Genomic DNA, 15,515 nt, shown 5'->3' on the forward strand with positions numbered 1-15,515 from the left:
CGACCTGATTGCAGTCGATGTTCACTGCCACGTCGGCGATCTCCGGACGGGGCTGTCCGGTCGACACGCCGGACCGTACGCCGGTCCGAGTCGCGCGACCGTGGACGCGCGGTGTCAGGACCGTCTCGCCTCCATGGTGATCGCCAGCGCGAACAGCAGCAGCCGATCGGCGTCGTCGTCCTGGACGGTCAGCTTGTACCAGTCGTCGAAGACCTTCGGCTTCTCCAGGGTGAACGCCTGGATTCCGTCGCGTTCGAAGTCGAAGTGGTACTTCACGAGGGCTCCGGCGATCTGGCCGCCAGCGCCGCCGAATCCGAGCAGCCGACGAACACGCGCCGCGCCGACGCTGCGTTCGGTGCCGATGAAGCGCCCGAGACCCGGCTGGTCGCACTGCCAGGTCGTGCGTTGCAGCGAACGCCTCACCAGGACGCCGAACGAGCCGAGCAGTCGCTCGTCACCGTCGAAGGCCTCGAAGCCGGTCAGCGCCGCGAGCCAGCCCTTGCTGCTCTCGCGGAGGCTCACCAGCTTCTCGATGCGCTGTTCGTCGCGGTAGATCATGAGCTCGTCCGCGACTGTGAGTGCCTTGTCCCCGTACGCGAGCGGCTCGCCGGGTCGGCCTGTACCGTCGTCTGCCGCGATCCGGTACTTGCGTTTGAACCCGAGCGACACCTTGCGTACGTGGTAGGTCGTCCCCGTCACCAGCGCACCATAGCGCCGGAATGAAGTGTCGCTAGGGGCGGCGACCAGCCCGCCACGCGAAGGCCGACCGACACGTCCGCCCAGCGTCAGCGATGCCTAGCAGGCTTCGGAGGGAGAGCGGGGGCCCGCTCGTACGCGCTGACCACCCACGCCTCGATGGCGTCGTCGTGCACGAGCGGCCCGGGCATCCGTACGAAGCCGGTCATCGGCCGGCGCGAGGCGGTCCGGCAGTTCGAGCCGCGCAGAGCGGGACGGGCGGCACCTGGTTCAACTCGGGCGGTAGGAGAAGCGCTCCGGAGCGAGCCCCACCAGCGCCTCCAGCGCCGCCTCGGTGTTCGTTCCCCAGTTGCTGTGGAGGACCCAGGTCCGGCCGGCGTCGTGGATCGGCGACTCGACGAACCACCGCTTGCGGCTGTCGGGTGCCCGGTCGTGCGCGACCCGGAAGACTTCCCACAGCTCGTCGCCGGCGAGCTCGCCGTCAACTGCCCGGAAGCGGTCCTTGGGCAGTGCCGTGGCCAGAAGGTCGCCCGTGACGCCCGCGCCTGACAATGAATGCACGAGCGCGAGCACTGCCTTGCGCTTCGGAAGCGGGACCGTCTCGCCGTCGGGGCTGCTGATGACGTACTTCGTGTAGTCGGCGTTCGAGACTGACTGATGCTCCCGCACCGCCGCCTCACGCTTCTTGAGCCGGATCGTGAGCTCCTCGGCCTCCGGCAGCGGGATGACCTGCTGCACGTCGAGCAGCAAACGGTCGGCGAGCCGGTAGGGCGACAGCCGCACGCACCGGATGTCCATGCCGTAGAGGTCGTTGAGCCAGAGAACCGTCGTCGTGATCTCCTGGCTGAAGTCGGCCGAGGCCAGGATGATGCGCACCTGCCGGCTGACGACCGGCTCGGCGTCGTCGGCGTCGAGCCACTCCAGCAGTCGCTCACGCGCGGTGGACCCGTCGGTGAGACCTCGTTCGGTCCGGTAGCTGTCGAATGTCTCGACGAGGTCGTCGAAGGTCATGACCGACAACATGGCGGCGTAGCGGATGGCTTGGAGCTCCATGTGCCCGCCGTCCTCCGTGCGCTTGAGCTCGACAACCACGAGGGTCGCCGACCGGTCCACGCACAGCAGGTCGATGCGCCGCTTGGCGTCCTGGAAGCTGCCGAACTCCTCGGCGACGACGAGCAGGTCCCGGTCGAGCACCCCGATGTTGTCGCGGACCGCGGCCTGGAGATGAGTGCGCTCCAGGATCTGCTCAGCGGCGAACGTCGTCTTGCTGACCGCCTCGAGCTGACCGCTGGTCATGTCGAACAGCATGAGACAGGTCTCCTTCGTCTTGCGTCAGCAGTCTTCGCAATGCCGGTGCCCTCTGTCGCGGCGCATGCTGAGACTGCATCATTGCAGGCTCAGGGGGCCTCGCCGCCTAGAACGCCCGGTTCGTCCTAGGCTCGCCGGGTGCCCAACTCGGCCCGCCGCACCCAGCGCCGCCGGCCGAGCCCGCCCGCTCAGATCGTGATCCTGGTATTCGGTCTGGGGCTGGCCGTGGCGACGGTGCTGCTCCGGCTGCCGATCGCGGCGAAGGGTTCGCAGTCGGCAACGTGGCTGCAGTCGCTGTTCACGGCCGCGTCAGCGATCTTCGTCACGGGTCTGCAGGTCGACACGCCGGACTGGACGCCGTTCGGCAACGCGGTGATCCTCGCCGGCATCCAGGTCGGCGGTTTCGGGATCATGACGCTGTCCTCGGTCCTGGCGCTGCTTGTGTCGCACCGGCTGGGGCTGCGCAACCGGATCCTCGCGCAGACCGAGACGGCGGGCTTCGGGCTCGGCGACGTACGCCGGGTCGTCCTCGTCGTGCTCGTGACCTCGCTCGCGATCGAGACGGTCGGCGCGGTCGTGCTCTCGTTGAGGTTCGCGCTGGCCCACGACATGGGCATCGGGTCCGCGGTGTGGAACGGCGTGTTCACCTCGGTGTCGTCGTTCAACCAGGCCGGGCTCGTGCTCAGCAAGAACAGCCTGGTGCCCTACGTCGGCGACGCCTGGATCTGCCTGACGGTGTCGGTCGCGGCGATCCTCGGCGGGTTCGGCTTCCCGGTGCTGCTGGAGATCGGCCGGGAGGGCCGCCGCGTCGGCTGGCACCCGCGCGAGATATTCGGCGGACGGCGTACGTGGACGCTGCACACCCGTATCACCGTCGCTGGCACGCTCCTCCTGCTGGTCGTCGGGTTCGTGACGCTGGCGGCGGCCGAGTGGAGCAACTCGAAGACGCTCGCGCCGCTGAGCTGGCCGCACAAGCTGCTCGCGGCGTTCTTCATGAGCGCGCAGTCGCGCTCGACCGGGTTCAACTCGGTCGACATCGGCGGCATGACGGACGAGGGGTGGCTGGCGACCGACGCGCTGATGTTCATCGGCGGGGGTAGCGCCTCGACGGCCGGCGGCATCAAGGTCACGACGTTCTTCGTGCTGCTCTTCGCGATCATCGCGGAGGCGCGCGGCGACGCGCACGTGCAGGTGTTCCGCCGCACGATCCCGGAGCAGACGCTGCGCATCGCGGTGTCGGTGGCGCTGCTCGGGGTGGCGTGGGTGTTCGCGGGTACGTTGCTCCTCCTCGCCCTGAGCAACCAGCCGCTCGACAAGGTGTTGTTCGAGTCGATCTCGGCCTTCAGCACGACCGGTCTGAGCGCGGGCATCACGGCCGACCTGCCCAAGCCGGCGCAGGCGGTGCTCGTGCTGCTGATGTTCGTCGGACGGGTGGGTACGGTGACGACAGCGTCCGCGCTCGCTCTGCGTGAGCGGCGTCAGCTCTACCGCTACCCGGCGGAGCGGACGCTGATCGGCTGAGCTCGTTCGCTGACTCGTGTCGGAGGTTCTGACGGTGGGGCGCAACATAGTCGAGGGCGGGGTGCTCGTCGTCGGGCTCGGCCGCTTCGGCAGCACGCTCGCCAAGTCGCTCGAGCGGTCGGGTACGAGCGTGATCGCCGTCGATCCGCGCCAGGAGGTGGTGCAGGAGATGTCGAACTACTGCACCCACGTCGTGCAGGCTGACTGGACGAGCGAGGAGGCGCTGCGGCAGGTCGGGGCCGGTGACTGCGAGGTGGCCGTCGTGGCGATCGGCACCGACATCGAGGCGAGCATCTTGGCGACCTCGGTGCTGGTCGACATCGGCATCCCGCACATCTGGGCGAAGGCGGTCACCGAGCCGCATGGGCGGATCCTGAGCAGGGTGGGCGCGCACCACGTTGTCTATCCCGAGCAGGACGCGGGGAAGCGGGTTGCGCACCTGCTCACCGAGCGAATCCTCGACTTCATCGACCTCGGCGACGGGCACGCGATCGTCAAGATCAGTGCGCACAGGGGGCTGAGGGGGCGGTCGCTGGCCGAGTCGCACCTGCGGTCGAAGTACGGCGTCACCGTTGTGGCGATCAAGCGGCAGGACGGGAGGATTGATCCTGCTGCGGCGGACACTGTGGTGGGGGAGGGGGACCAGTTGATCGTCATGGGGGAGACGCGGGATACGGAGCGGTTTGCGGCGGAGTAGGAGGCGGGTCAACTGGGCGTGCGAGCGCGGCTACCAAACACAGGAAATGTCGCACTTCGCTGCATCCTCGCTGCCGGGCAATTGTCCGACTCCCGAAGTGCCTGCGTTGGGTTGCGCCAGTGGCGAGGCATCCGGCCAACGGTTGCGACGTTCGCTTTCGTGCTCAAATTGTCGTCGTCGTATTATACTTCGCGCTCGCTGCTCGTTCCTTATTCTTGCGTCGCTGATGCTGGTCCCGAAGGTGGCCGCAGGAGAGCGCTCACACGGAGAGCGGCCGACGCCCCGCGATCGCGATTGATCTCGCATTCCCATAGCCGCAATACGCGGTAGCCCTGTGTCGAAGCCAGTACGCTTGCACGTGCGTCGCGCTCGCGGTTCCGGCTCATCTTCTCTTCCCACAGAGTCGCGTTCGGGCCTTTGAAAGGGGTCTTCCGCCCGTGCTGCGGGCACCCGTGCCAGAAGCACCCGTCAACGAAGATTGCGACGCGGCCCGCAATGAAGATCACGTCAGGCCGGCAGCCGGGTGCCAGCCGTCGCTGTAGCCGGAAGCGGAGGCCGAGAGCATGCAGAGCGCGGCGAAGAGCGAGTTCGGGTTTCGTGTCCTGGGCTCGTCTGCCCCGCAGGTGCTGACCCTTCGGCGTCGACAGCCAGCCAGGTGGTTGCACGGCCGCGCCGGGTTCGCCCGTGAAGGACTGCCGAGGGACGCTCACGGAATCTCGGCCGCACGGTTCGACATCGCTCTCCCGCTCGTCAGGACCTCGACTGCGATCGTACCGGGGCTGGCTGGTCAGGCAGCCGCCGGCGCTGAGCAACTCCAGCTCTCGTGGGGCGTGGTGCCGCGGCCCAGTCGTCCGCACGGGCTAGGTTGGTCGGGTGTCAGCCAGACCGGGGACGTCGACAGACGCTCAGTGGACCTTCATCGACCTGTTCGCCGGGATCGGCGGCTTCCACGCGGCGTTGTCCGCCCTTGGCGGGGAGTGTGTTTGGGCCTCGGAGATCGACAACGCTGCGGCCTCGGTGTACTCGGTCAATTGGGGCTTGCGGCCGGATGGAGATATCACCGCGTTCACTCAGCCAGCGGTGACCGAGCACGTGCCCGAGGGCTTCGAGGTCCTTGCCGCCGGCTTTCCATGCCAGCCATTCAGCAAGAGCGGCAAGCAACACGGCTTCCGTGACACGACTCGCGGCACCTTGTTCTTTGACATCTGTCAGATCCTTGAGGCGCGCCGGCCGCAAGTCATACTTCTGGAAAACGTTCGAAACTTGGCGGGTCCACGTCAGCGAGAGACATGGCAAACCATCGTTCGTACGCTGCGGGATCTCGGCTATCGAGTCTCCGACACCCCGACAGTTTTCAGCCCCCACCTGCTGCCACCCGAACTGGGCGGCACGCCTCAAGTCCGCGAGCGGGTCTTCATCACCGGAACGTACGTCGGCCCAGAGCGAGCTTGGGCCGAAGCGGAATCCGACGCGCTAGTCCCGCTTCGTCCAGTGGCTGGACACGACCCACAACTATGGGACCTCTCGACGCTGCTTGACACTCTACCGTCGGAAAATCCTTACACACTGCGCCCAGCAGAGGCACGGTGGATCGATTGTTGGGATGATCTCGTCGCGCGGCTCCTGGAGGAGCGCAACGGGGTACGCCTCCCTGGCTTCCCTCTGTGGGCTGACCACTTCGTGCCGGATCCGGAGGATGAGGAACCGGAACTACCTGCGTGGAAGGCTGATTTCCTGCGAAAGAACAGTGCTTTCTTCAACACGCACCGGGAGACCGTCGCAGCGTGGAGACGGAGATGGTTCCCCAACTGGCATCCCGACTGGGACGAGTCTGAGGAGCGTCTGGTCTGGACGAGCCCTGAATCCGTCGACGGTCCTCGCTACGAGGGGGAGGGAGACGTCTACTTCCCTCCATCGCGCCGCAAGCTCGAGTGGCAGGCGCAGGATGCGGCTTCTCTCTGGGACACGATCATGCACCTCCGCCCGTCTGGCATTCGAGCCAAGCGCCCGACTTATGTGCCCGCGCTCGTTGCGATCACCCAAACCAGCATCTACGGGCCCGCCCGGAGGCGCATCACCCCGAGAGAGGCTGCTCGGCTGCAAGGCCTTCCCGAGTGGTTCGCCTTCGCGAGCGCCACAGGCGAGACACAGCCTGACCCTGCGACGTACAAGCAGCTCGGCAATGGTGTCAGCGTGGGGGCTGCTTACTACGTCCTTCGTCAGCACATTCTCAGGGACCGCGCGGACCTCGAGAGCAGTGCTCCATCGCTGGTCGACGCCGTCGAGCGGGCGGGTGCAAAGCCGCTCCTCCTTCAGCCGAGGACTTCGCGCTAGAGAACCTTCAGGCCTGCCCTTAGGACCGCGTGTCGGTGAAGTGCAGGTTCACGAGTACGCGGACCGATTCACCGCTAGAGTGACCGTAGAGAGCTGGGAGTCACTCATGGGGCAAGGGGTCGCGACGGAGCGGCAGCGCATGGAGCAGGCGTTCGCAAGCCGCGGGCTATCCCTGCAGACGCGTGCCGCCCTCTGGGCCTCGGCGGACGACATTTTGTCCCACGGCCCCCTTGCCTGTGGAGACGCGGGCAGTAGCACCGGACTCGCGCTGGGCTACGTGCAGTCGGGAAAGACCACCGCGATCACAGCGCTCATTGCCGCCGCCGCCGACGACGGCTACCGGGTCATCGTGGCGCTCATGGGCTCGACCAACCTGTTGCTGCAACAGAACCAGGAGCGGCTGCTTGATGCCCTTGGGGTGGGAGAACGCGAAGACTACCGCTGGGTGCACCTGTCGAACCCAGCCGGAGCTGCGAAAGCCAAAGAGATCCGCGGCTGGCTCGACCGCGGCCGCGTTGTGCTGGTGCCGGTGCTCAAGCATGCCGGCCGCATTGACGCCCTCGCCAAGGTCCTCAGCACAGCTTGCGGCAAGGAAGTTCCCGTCCTTGTCGTCGACGACGAAGCGGACCAGGCGAGCCTGAACACCGAGGCGGGGTCAGGGGCCGAGAGCCGTACCTACGCCGCCATCGCGGGCCTTCGAAGCGCGGTTCCCAAGTTCCTGTACGTCCAGTTCACGGCGACGCCGTACGCGCCGCTCCTCCTCGAGCCTGACGACCAACTGCGCCCCTCCTTCGTGCACATGCTGCGGCCCGGTCATGGCTACACCGGCGGGCGCGAGTTCTTCGTCGACCACGCAGACATCGTCGTGCGTGCTATACCCACACTGGACGAACAGCGGCCGAGAACGCTCCCTACCGTGTTGTCCAAGTCATTGGTGCAGGCTGTCGGCAGCTTCATCGCTGGGACGGCACTGCTTCTGGCTGTGGAAGCTGCTGCACCACCGGTATCCATGCTCGTCCACAGCACACAGCGGAACGACGTGCAGGCTCGCTACCACTTCCTCATCAACCGGCTTCTTCAGCGGTGGACAGAGCAAGCGAAGGCCGCCGCAACGGCTGCGGAATTACCTTCCGAGATCCTGGACGAACGACGAAGAATCACGACGCTCGGCGGACGCGAGGCGGACGACTTCGAGTTCCTCACACGCGTCCGCTACGTCTTGAGCGAAGCAACTCTCTGGCTCGTGAACTCCGCCAGCGACGTGAACAAAGTTGATTGGAAGGTCGCTCCCGTACACCTCCTGGTGGGGGGCAACAAGCTTGATAGGGGGTTCACAGTGGAGGGTCTGACGGTCACCTACATGAACCGCCCAGCGAGCGACCAACTCGATACTCTCGAGCAACGCGCGAGGGCCTTCGGGTACCGCGGCGACCTACTGCCGTACTGCCAATTCTTCGCCACGCCGAGAACCCTCGCCGTTCTCCGAGGGATCGTCGACACTGAGTACGACCTGCGCGCCCGTCTACGCGACTGGCTCGACGAGGGAAAGCCGGTAGGGGACTGGGCGAGAAGCGTCGGGCTCCTGCTGCCGCCTGGCACACGCCCAACACGTCAGTCCGTCATCGCGGCGCTTTCGACTTTCAACGCCGGGGGCGGGTGGCACCAGCTGCGACGTCCGAGTCTTGCTCCGCTCGACCGAGAAGCGAACGCACTCGCCGTCGAAGAGCTCGGTCTGCTGACCGCCCCGAGCCTGGACTACGGACGGCTCCACCACCCCACTCTCCATGCTCCACTGCGAGCCGTCGCTGCCTTGGTCCGTGAGTGGCGTGGTGCCGGTCCCGGAAGCAGCCCCGGATGGCGGCAGGCGGAGTTGGCGGACCTGCTGGAGCGACAGCCAGACCAGTCGCAGCAGACGCCCGTCGTCCTCATGCAGCATCCGGATGGCGGTCCTCGCACCCGCGAGTGGGACGTCGAGCTCGGTTTCGTCAACCTCATGCAGGGCGCAGACACACGTCGGCGTCCCGATGTGCCCTTCTACGAAGGTGACCGCGCCGTCGGTGGAGTGCGCGAAGACCCGAGCAGGGTTGTCATCCAAGTGCACCGTGTCATCTCGAGCCGCTCCGGTGAAGTGCCCGAGCTCTACACGCTCGTCGTCCACGCGGGGGAGAAGACCATCGTGAGGAGAGTGTCTGATGGATGACCTGCGAGAGGTCAAGTCGACGGGAGAGAGTCGCAGGCTCCCCCTGCAGAGCCTGCTCCTAGACCCGCAGAACCCCCGGTTGCCCAGCGAACTACAGGGGATGACTCAGGATGACCTCGCGGTGCACCTCGAGCTGGGCTTCGACGCGCTCACCGTCGCGGAGTCGATAGCCTCCCACGGGTTCTTCGGCAGCGAGCCACTCATAGCCATCGAAAACGGCTCAGGCCGGTACGTGGTCGTCGAGGGAAACCGACGACTGACTGCCTTGCGCGGTCTCGTGGACGCACAACTCCGCACCCAGTTTGCGAACCCAGGACCGTGGGAAGCGCTAGCCGGCAAGGCAGGGGTCAAGGCGGACGACCTCGTGCCCGTCGTGGTTGTGCCTAGTCGCAGTGCTGCTACTCCGATCATCGGGTTCCGTCACATCTCCGGCATCCTCCAGTGGCAGCCGTACGCTCAGGCCAGGTATGTCGCTCGCCTGGTGGATGAGGAGAAGATGACTTTCGCTGATGTCGCCGACATGATCGGCGTGGACCGAACCAAGGTCAGCAACCTGTACCGCGACCAGGCTATCGCAACCCAGGCACGCGAGATGGGTATCGACACTGGTCCTTTGGAGGAGGCCTTTTCACTGATGACAGTCGCCATGAGCACGCCTCGCCTCCGCGAGCACATCGGCGCGACGCTCGGGTCTCAAACAGCGACCGGCGAGCCGCCCATCCCGGCATTTCGAGCTTCGGAACTGCGAGAGCTCATCACCTGGCTTTACGGCGATGGGGAGATCTCTCCTGTCATCGGAGAGTCCCGAGACATTAGCCGGCTGGGTAATGTGGTCTCCAACCCGGTCGGGCTCGCTGCCCTGCGAAGCGGTGACTCCCTTGAGCTGGCGCTGCAGAAGACGCGAGACGCTGACGTGGATCCCCGGCAGCGCCTGCTCCACCGGTTGCGGACCGGTAAGAACTCGCTAACGGCGGCCCTGCAGGACCTGCCTGAGTTTTTGGACGACAGCGAGGTCAGTGCCGCTGTCGACGAGGCGCGGGCGGCCGCTGACGCGCTCCTGGCAGCTCTCGGCCATGAGTGAGACGTACGCTCCGACCCGACGGTCCAACAAAGTCGCTGACTGGGTCGAAACGACGGCGCTGTCCCGCAGGACGTCGCTGGGTAGCGACCTACTGCACCAACTGGGAAGGGACGTCGGTTACTCGCAGTCCGACGTTGCCCTTGGCCTAACGACGATGAGCCGTCGAGCAAGCCTGCTGGAGGCAGCTTACCCGTTCCGCGTCGGAGGCGGTGGTGCGGCGGCGACGGCTGACCCCCACACTGCGCCATGGACAGCGCTACTGCTCATGAGTGCCGAGTCGCCTGCGCGGCGTGCCCTGGACATCCCTGCTGCGGCCGCCCATCTGGAGCGTGTCACGGCATCCGCTCTGCGATCCCTCTTCGGACCAGGCACGTCGTCCCTCCGCTTCGGAGCTGGCGAGGAGGGACGGCCAGCCGCTTTCTCCGAAGCAATCAAGTGGCTTGCAGGCATGATGCACGTACCCGTCGGAACAGCTTACCGTCCGCCGCACGGAAAAGACGGTGGCGTCGACGTTGTAGCGTGGCGCCCCTTTCCGGACCGTCGCTCCGGCTTTCCGGTCCTTCTCGCCCAATGCACCTTGGAGAAGGACTTCGTTCAGAAGGCCGCAGACGTGGACGTACGCGTCTGGGCGGGCTACCTTCGCCTTGACATAGAGCCTTACACCGCTCTAGCCATTCCGGACGTCGTGCCCGCGGGCGAGGAGTGGAACGCTCTCGCGGCCAAGACGGTCGTGCTCGACCGAGTGCGCCTAGCAGCGATGATCCCCCAGGAGGCTCACTTGGATGATGACTTGCGCCCGGTCTCGAGATGGGCTGAAGAGCGTCTCGAACTGATGAGGGCTCAGGAGTGAGTGTTCGACGTCTTGACTTAGCGTGGGCCAACTCAGCGCAGAAGGCCGACATCGTGGTGGAGATCGCTGCCCGACTCGGGCTGGCTGCTCCGCCCATGTCGTCAGGTTCTACCGAGCCCAAACTGATCTTCACGATGGTGAACGAGCGTCTAGGGCTAGGACTGAGTGCCAGGCTGGCCAAGCCCGAGATGGCTAGGGCGATAGTCGAGGCAGCCGGAGACCACTGGCACCCGGACTTCGAGTCACGGGGAGCGACTGTGACAAAGAATGGCTTGCTTGCGGTTCTCGACGCCGTCGCGTTCTTCCTCGCCTGACTCGAGCCTCGTTGGACCCCCGCGAGTGCAACGGATAGAAGCCTGTTGCATGACCGAGCGGCGAAGGCGGCGGGTATAGCCGGGCGCTTCCCGCTGCGGGCTTGCGCAATCTGATGACCCGATCCGATTGCCGACTTCCGGTCCCTCTGCAAGGAGACGCTTGTAGTAGCCGGACTCGCTGCCTGCTGCTCGCCAATGCGCTCCACCAGCGGCTTGAAAGAGGTCCAACCGTCGTGAGCTCGCTCGCTGGCTGCAGACGATGCGGCTCATCGGCAATCTGGAGTTGACTCGGGTTGGTGGACACCGGGTTGATGCGGTCATCTTGCCGCGGCAATGAGATGGCGTTGTCCGCATGCTGCGGGTGAGAGGTAGCCGAGGGCGGAGTGACTGTGCCAGCGGTCTTTGAACGTCTCGATCCAGTCGGAGATCGCGAGTGCCGTTCGGCGGCAATACATGGACGGCGAGCAGGTGCGCTCGAGCTTCCCCGAGACTACGCGGGGCTCGACAGGATCCTCCACCTCGTCGAGCACCTTGACGACTGACCCGAACTGAACCGGCTCTTGCCCGTGCACAACGGGTTCGGCGGAAGCGCTTCGGTGGACTACTTCTCTCGCGAACGACGGGCGGGACTATGAGGTGCTGCTCCAGGAGGCACTGGAGCTCAAAGAGGGGGAGGACGCTCGCCCCCACGCTCGCCGCGGCTCACGCAGTGGCATGCGCGGCAGAGCTCCGGGCTGACGGCAGGCGCCGGCACCACGTCCAGGACGAGGAGGACGAGCCCGCGAAGCTGCACGAAGTTCAGGCAGGAGGTGGCTGTGCGAGCAAGGCCCGCGGTCCGCAGAGCGCGCACGCGCTCGATCTGGCGAATGCGGGGTCTGGGCTGGCCGTCGCACCGGGCCTCGTGGGAGCGTCTCGTTTCTGCTGCCCAGTAGTCGACGTCGAGGTTCGGTCGACTACGGCCGATCCGCCGCGGGCGAACTACAGTCAGGGGCGCCCGGCGGACGTCCAAGAGCGGAGGGCGGGCGTCCTCAGCAGACCCCCACGACGGTGGGGGGTTGGGGAAGGCAAGCTGCGGGCGCCGGCTAGCGCATCCCTGCTCGCGGCTCCGCTGGCTCCTAACGGCGACGCGCAACTCAGGAGCCGCGTTGATAGAGACCGACAACCCATTTGGCGGTCGCAGGCGACTCAGACGGCCGGACCCTTTGCCGATTCCAAAGCCATGGAGACGCCCGCCCGTACGGCACCAGATCCCTCGGGCCCGTTGCGGCAGTCGTGAGCCAGCGGCCCTCCGTGCGGACGATCGCGCTGCCCGAGCAACGACAGCCGTGGTCGACAGGTGTCCCTGGACGTCCACCTCTTATGCCAAGTGCCGCTGCGATGTCAGTGCCGGCACGTACAGTGCCGCCTGTGGCCGACCCAGTCCCGCACCGCCTCGACTGGGATGCCGCCATCCTGCGCGCGTGCAAGGCGCCCTCGCCTGACCAGCGGCACTACCTGTACGTCGATGCGGACGTGCTGGCGGGAGCCAGCGGGCTGCCGCCGCGTGAGGCAGTCGAGGCCTTCACGCGGTACTTCCGCAACACCCGCGGAGCCAGGCCGTTCGACAATGCACTGTCCCGTGCCCGCAGGTGGCGCCAGCGTGGCTACCCTGGTACACCGCCGCTGGTCTCCGCCCTGGCGATGACGGTCCTCGCCGTTACCGAAGACCCGGTGGCGGCGGGAGCCGGTGTCTACCGCACCCAGAACGCGCTGCTCGGCCTTGACCCGGTAGCAGCCGCACCTCCCGGCTACGGCGAGGACGTCCGTGCCCTGTGGCTGCTGTGGAACGAGTGGCTGGCCGGGCCTGGCGCCGAGAACGGGCTGCCCAGCGCACGAACTCACGCGCACTGGACTCTGCAGGGCTGGGCCCGGAGCCAGGCGGTAGTCCGCTACCGGGACCGGCTGACCATGGAGGACTTCTTCGCACAGCAGGCACTGCACCTCCGCGGTCCCCAGCCCGCGACCGCGTTGCTGTCCGAGCTCACCCAGTGGCTGCGCTACCGCGGCCAGGTGGGAGAGTCGCTGCTGGAGCGGCTCGACGACGAGCCCTCCCGGGAGATCATCTGCGATGTCCTCGCAGAGGAGGCTGCCCGATGGACGGGGGTGCCGCGCGCCCGCCGATCACAGGGGGAGATCCGGGGCCTACTCGCGTACGACGAGCTCACCGAGTCCTTCGCTGGTGCCGTCACAGTCGACGACTCCTTGCACGGGGTCCCGCTGGACACCGGTGGGGGCAACTACACCCCCAGCAACTTTGACCAACTGGTCTTGCTCCAGCTCGCCACCCCACCGCAGCAGCTGCTGGGCACGGGCGCGGTGCACGAACTCGCACCCGGGCGACGGGTCCGCGTCGGTGGCGAGCCGGTCTACGTGCTGCGCGACGACCCCGGCCTTGGCGTCCTGCTACAAGCGCGGACCGCGACTCTCCACGACCGTGGGCTGCGACTGCTCGGCAGCACCGCTCACCTCAAGGCCGTCGCTAGAGAGCTTGCGCTGCCCGAGGCGAGAACCTGCCTGGCCGCGCCTGGCTGGTCCTGGATGACTGGACTGCCTGCCTCCGCAGACCCCGCGACTCTGCACAAGCTCCGGCTCGGGTTCCTGGTCAGGCAGCGGCCCGCCGGTGTGGTTCTGACCGGCGGTCTGCCTGTGCGGTCCGGCATCTACCTCAGCGGCCACGAGCCCGACGTATCTCTGCCCGACGGAGCTGGTCTCGTCCTCGACGGCGCGCCCGCAGACGTCGAGCACCCGGTGCCGTGGGCCGGCGGCCTGCTGGGGGCGCCTGGCACCGTACGGCTGGCCGACCTCGCCCTTGACCCCGGCACACACTCCGTCGGCAGCGAGGGAGAGCAGCACAAACTGACGGTCGTCACCCACGTGCGCGAGGCTGCTGCGGACGGCAATGTGGCCTGGAGACTTCCGCTGGGACCCGGTGCCGAGCCTGTCCGCGGTGCGGAGGAGCCCAGGCTGGCCGGTGCGCTGCTGTCCGGCAGTCCGCCCGCATACAGGCTCGTCGTCCAGCTTCGCCCCGGCCAGGAGCTCCTTGCCCTCTGCGAGGACGGAGCCCTGCTCCAGGTCTTCCCGTCGCTGCCTGCATGGCTCTCCCGCGCAGGGCTCACCAGTTGCTCGGTCGACGTCCTGGCCGCGCTGCGCACGCTCGACTCGCCGGCCGCCTTTGTCCTCGTACGCAGCCCGCATAGCAAGCGCATCTTCGGCGTGGAGATCCCTGCCCAGTACACCCCGCTGCCTGGCCGAGCGCGGACTGCACCCCGTCCCGAATTAGTTGGTCAGGTCTTCGGGGTCGATTGGTCCGGCCTACCGGCAAGCGCCATGCGCCGTCGAAGCGACCTCGTCTCCCGGCTCGTGGGATGGGGAGCGCCGGCCCTGCTCAAGGCGTCCGCAAAGGAGCCTGCAAAGGCGGCCCTAGCGCTGCGCAGCGACATAGTGCAGGGCGCAGTGCCTGCGAATCCCTACGACGACGTCCTCATGTGGCTCTCCGAGAGAGAGTCCGCGCGCTGCTCGGCGGCGCAGTTCCGCGACGCCTGGGCATGGGCCTGCCTGCGCCACGGGATGAGCGACCTGGCTGAGCAGTGGCGCTTCGCACTGAACGACCTCGCTGGTCTCGGGCACGTCGAGCGCGACTACGGCCGCCGGCAGGTCAGCGTCGCCCCCGCGGCTCTGCTCGACCTCTCCAACGCAGCCGGCCTTGGGCTGCTCACCGGCGCCCGCCCGGTACGGCTCCTCGAGCGGCTTGCCGACGACGAGGATCTCGACGAGGGCGTCGCCGCTGCTGCCGCAGGGCTCGACCTGCACCTGCGCACCCCCCTCAAGCACGGACTGCCGGCCGGCCCGACCGCCGTCTACGTCGACTGGGACCGACGCAACGCCTCCCAGATGACGGCAGCCCTAGCCGCGCTTGGCGTCACCCACGTCGGGGCCGTCAGCGACGCCCTATTGGCAGCCATGCCGACCAAGGGGTCAGTCCTCAGGGCGAGCCCCGTGCTCGAGACCTCTCCCTCGCGTGTCAGCAAGCTGCGCGAGCGGACCGGGCACCTCACCTACCGATACGTAGAGCGGGCAAACGACACCGCACGCGGCCTCTACCGCTACCAGCTCGCGCACGGTGACGTCTTCGGCTGGCGCGCCGCCGACCAGGGCCCGCTGGTCCGCGTCGACCGGCACCTCGGGGTCTGGCTCGACACCGCCGCGCGAGAGACCACTCCGGTCGTTGCCCACCACGAGGTGCGGCAGGCCCTCCTCGTCCCCGCACACCTCCCGCTGCCCGCGCTGGCACACCGTGCCCTCATCCTGCGGACCGGCCTGCCGCCGTGGACCAGCCACGGGCTACGCCTCGACGGCCACGGTCCGGGGCACGACTACCGGGTCTACGACAACGTCAACGGACCCACCGCAGAAGCGATCTTCGCCGTCCTTGGGCTAGCCTCCCACTCGAGCAACGACCAGCTCTAGGAACCGGG

11 protein-coding genes are annotated in these 15,515 nt (G+C 67.2%); 8 read left to right on the top strand and 3 right to left on the bottom strand.

What is annotated here, in order from left to right:
• Positions 1-114: 114 nt before the first annotated feature.
• Positions 115-699, bottom strand: coding sequence for a hypothetical protein (locus tag CLV35_RS05740; RefSeq protein ID WP_121192518.1), 585 nt, complete (start codon positions 697-699; stop codon positions 115-117).
• Positions 700-966: 267 nt separating this feature from the next.
• On the bottom strand, positions 967-2,004 hold the full coding sequence (locus tag CLV35_RS05745) for a hypothetical protein (protein ID WP_121192519.1): 1,038 nt from the start codon (positions 2,002-2,004) through the stop codon (positions 967-969).
• 138 nt (positions 2,005-2,142) lie between these two features.
• Between CLV35_RS05745 and CLV35_RS05750 the strand changes: the two genes are divergently transcribed.
• Both CLV35_RS05750 and CLV35_RS05755 read left to right on the top strand, forming a co-directional pair.
• The gene (locus tag CLV35_RS05750) at positions 2,143-3,525 is read left to right on the top strand and encodes a TrkH family potassium uptake protein (protein WP_121192520.1); all 1,383 of its coding nucleotides are present in this window, start codon (positions 2,143-2,145) and stop codon (positions 3,523-3,525) included.
• A 34-nt stretch (positions 3,526-3,559) separates the two neighbouring features.
• Positions 3,560-4,222 (top strand): potassium channel family protein, encoded by a 663-nt coding sequence (locus CLV35_RS05755; RefSeq protein ID WP_121192965.1) that lies wholly within the window; start codon positions 3,560-3,562, stop codon positions 4,220-4,222.
• A gap of 209 nt (positions 4,223-4,431) precedes the next feature.
• On the opposite strand, the gene CLV35_RS20965 is transcribed toward CLV35_RS05755, so the two are convergent.
• The gene (locus tag CLV35_RS20965) at positions 4,432-5,079 is read right to left on the bottom strand and encodes a very short patch repair endonuclease (protein ID WP_407938188.1); all 648 of its coding nucleotides are present in this window, start codon (positions 5,077-5,079) and stop codon (positions 4,432-4,434) included.
• Positions 5,080-5,095: 16 nt separating this feature from the next.
• On the opposite strand from CLV35_RS20965, the gene dcm reads away from it, so the two are divergent.
• The 6 genes from dcm (at position 5,096) to CLV35_RS05790 (ending at position 15,507) form a co-directional block, all read left to right on the top strand.
• On the top strand, positions 5,096-6,556 hold the full coding sequence (dcm, locus tag CLV35_RS05765) for a DNA (cytosine-5-)-methyltransferase (protein WP_121192521.1): 1,461 nt from the start codon (positions 5,096-5,098) through the stop codon (positions 6,554-6,556).
• A gap of 139 nt (positions 6,557-6,695) precedes the next feature.
• Positions 6,696-8,756, top strand: a complete 2,061-nt coding sequence (locus CLV35_RS05770; protein ID WP_183061757.1) for a Z1 domain-containing protein — start codon at positions 6,696-6,698, stop codon at positions 8,754-8,756.
• Complete coding sequence (locus CLV35_RS05775) at positions 8,749-9,837, top strand: ParB/RepB/Spo0J family partition protein (protein ID WP_121192523.1); 1,089 nt, start codon at positions 8,749-8,751, stop codon at positions 9,835-9,837. Before CLV35_RS05770 ends, CLV35_RS05775 begins: the two co-directional genes overlap by 8 nt.
• A gap of 577 nt (positions 9,838-10,414) precedes the next feature.
• Entirely contained in the window at positions 10,415-10,687 is a 273-nt protein-coding gene (locus CLV35_RS05780; protein WP_147431886.1) for a hypothetical protein, read from the top strand.
• A 53-nt stretch (positions 10,688-10,740) separates the two neighbouring features.
• Positions 10,741-11,001: a hypothetical protein gene (locus CLV35_RS05785; RefSeq protein WP_147431887.1), complete on the top strand. Its 261-nt coding sequence runs from the start codon at positions 10,741-10,743 to the stop codon at positions 10,999-11,001.
• Positions 11,002-12,408: 1,407 nt separating this feature from the next.
• Positions 12,409-15,507, top strand: a complete 3,099-nt coding sequence (locus CLV35_RS05790; RefSeq protein ID WP_121192526.1) for a hypothetical protein — start codon at positions 12,409-12,411, stop codon at positions 15,505-15,507.
• The last annotated feature ends 8 nt before the right edge of the window (positions 15,508-15,515 follow it).

It is taken from the genome of Motilibacter peucedani, from assembly GCF_003634695.1.
GTDB lineage: Bacteria > Actinomycetota > Actinomycetes > Motilibacterales > Motilibacteraceae > Motilibacter > Motilibacter peucedani.

Bases quoted from the DNA above. Each gene is read 5' to 3' on its own strand.
- CLV35_RS05745 (WP_121192519.1), bottom strand. From the start codon at position 2,004: ATGCTGTTCGACATGACCAGCGGTCAGCTCGAGGCGGTCAGCAAGACG.
- CLV35_RS05775 (WP_121192523.1), top strand. From the start codon at position 8,749: ATGGATGACCTGCGAGAGGTCAAGTCGACGGGAGAGAGTCGCAGGCTC.
- CLV35_RS05770 (WP_183061757.1), top strand. From the start codon at position 6,696: ATGGAGCAGGCGTTCGCAAGCCGCGGGCTATCCCTGCAGACGCGTGCC.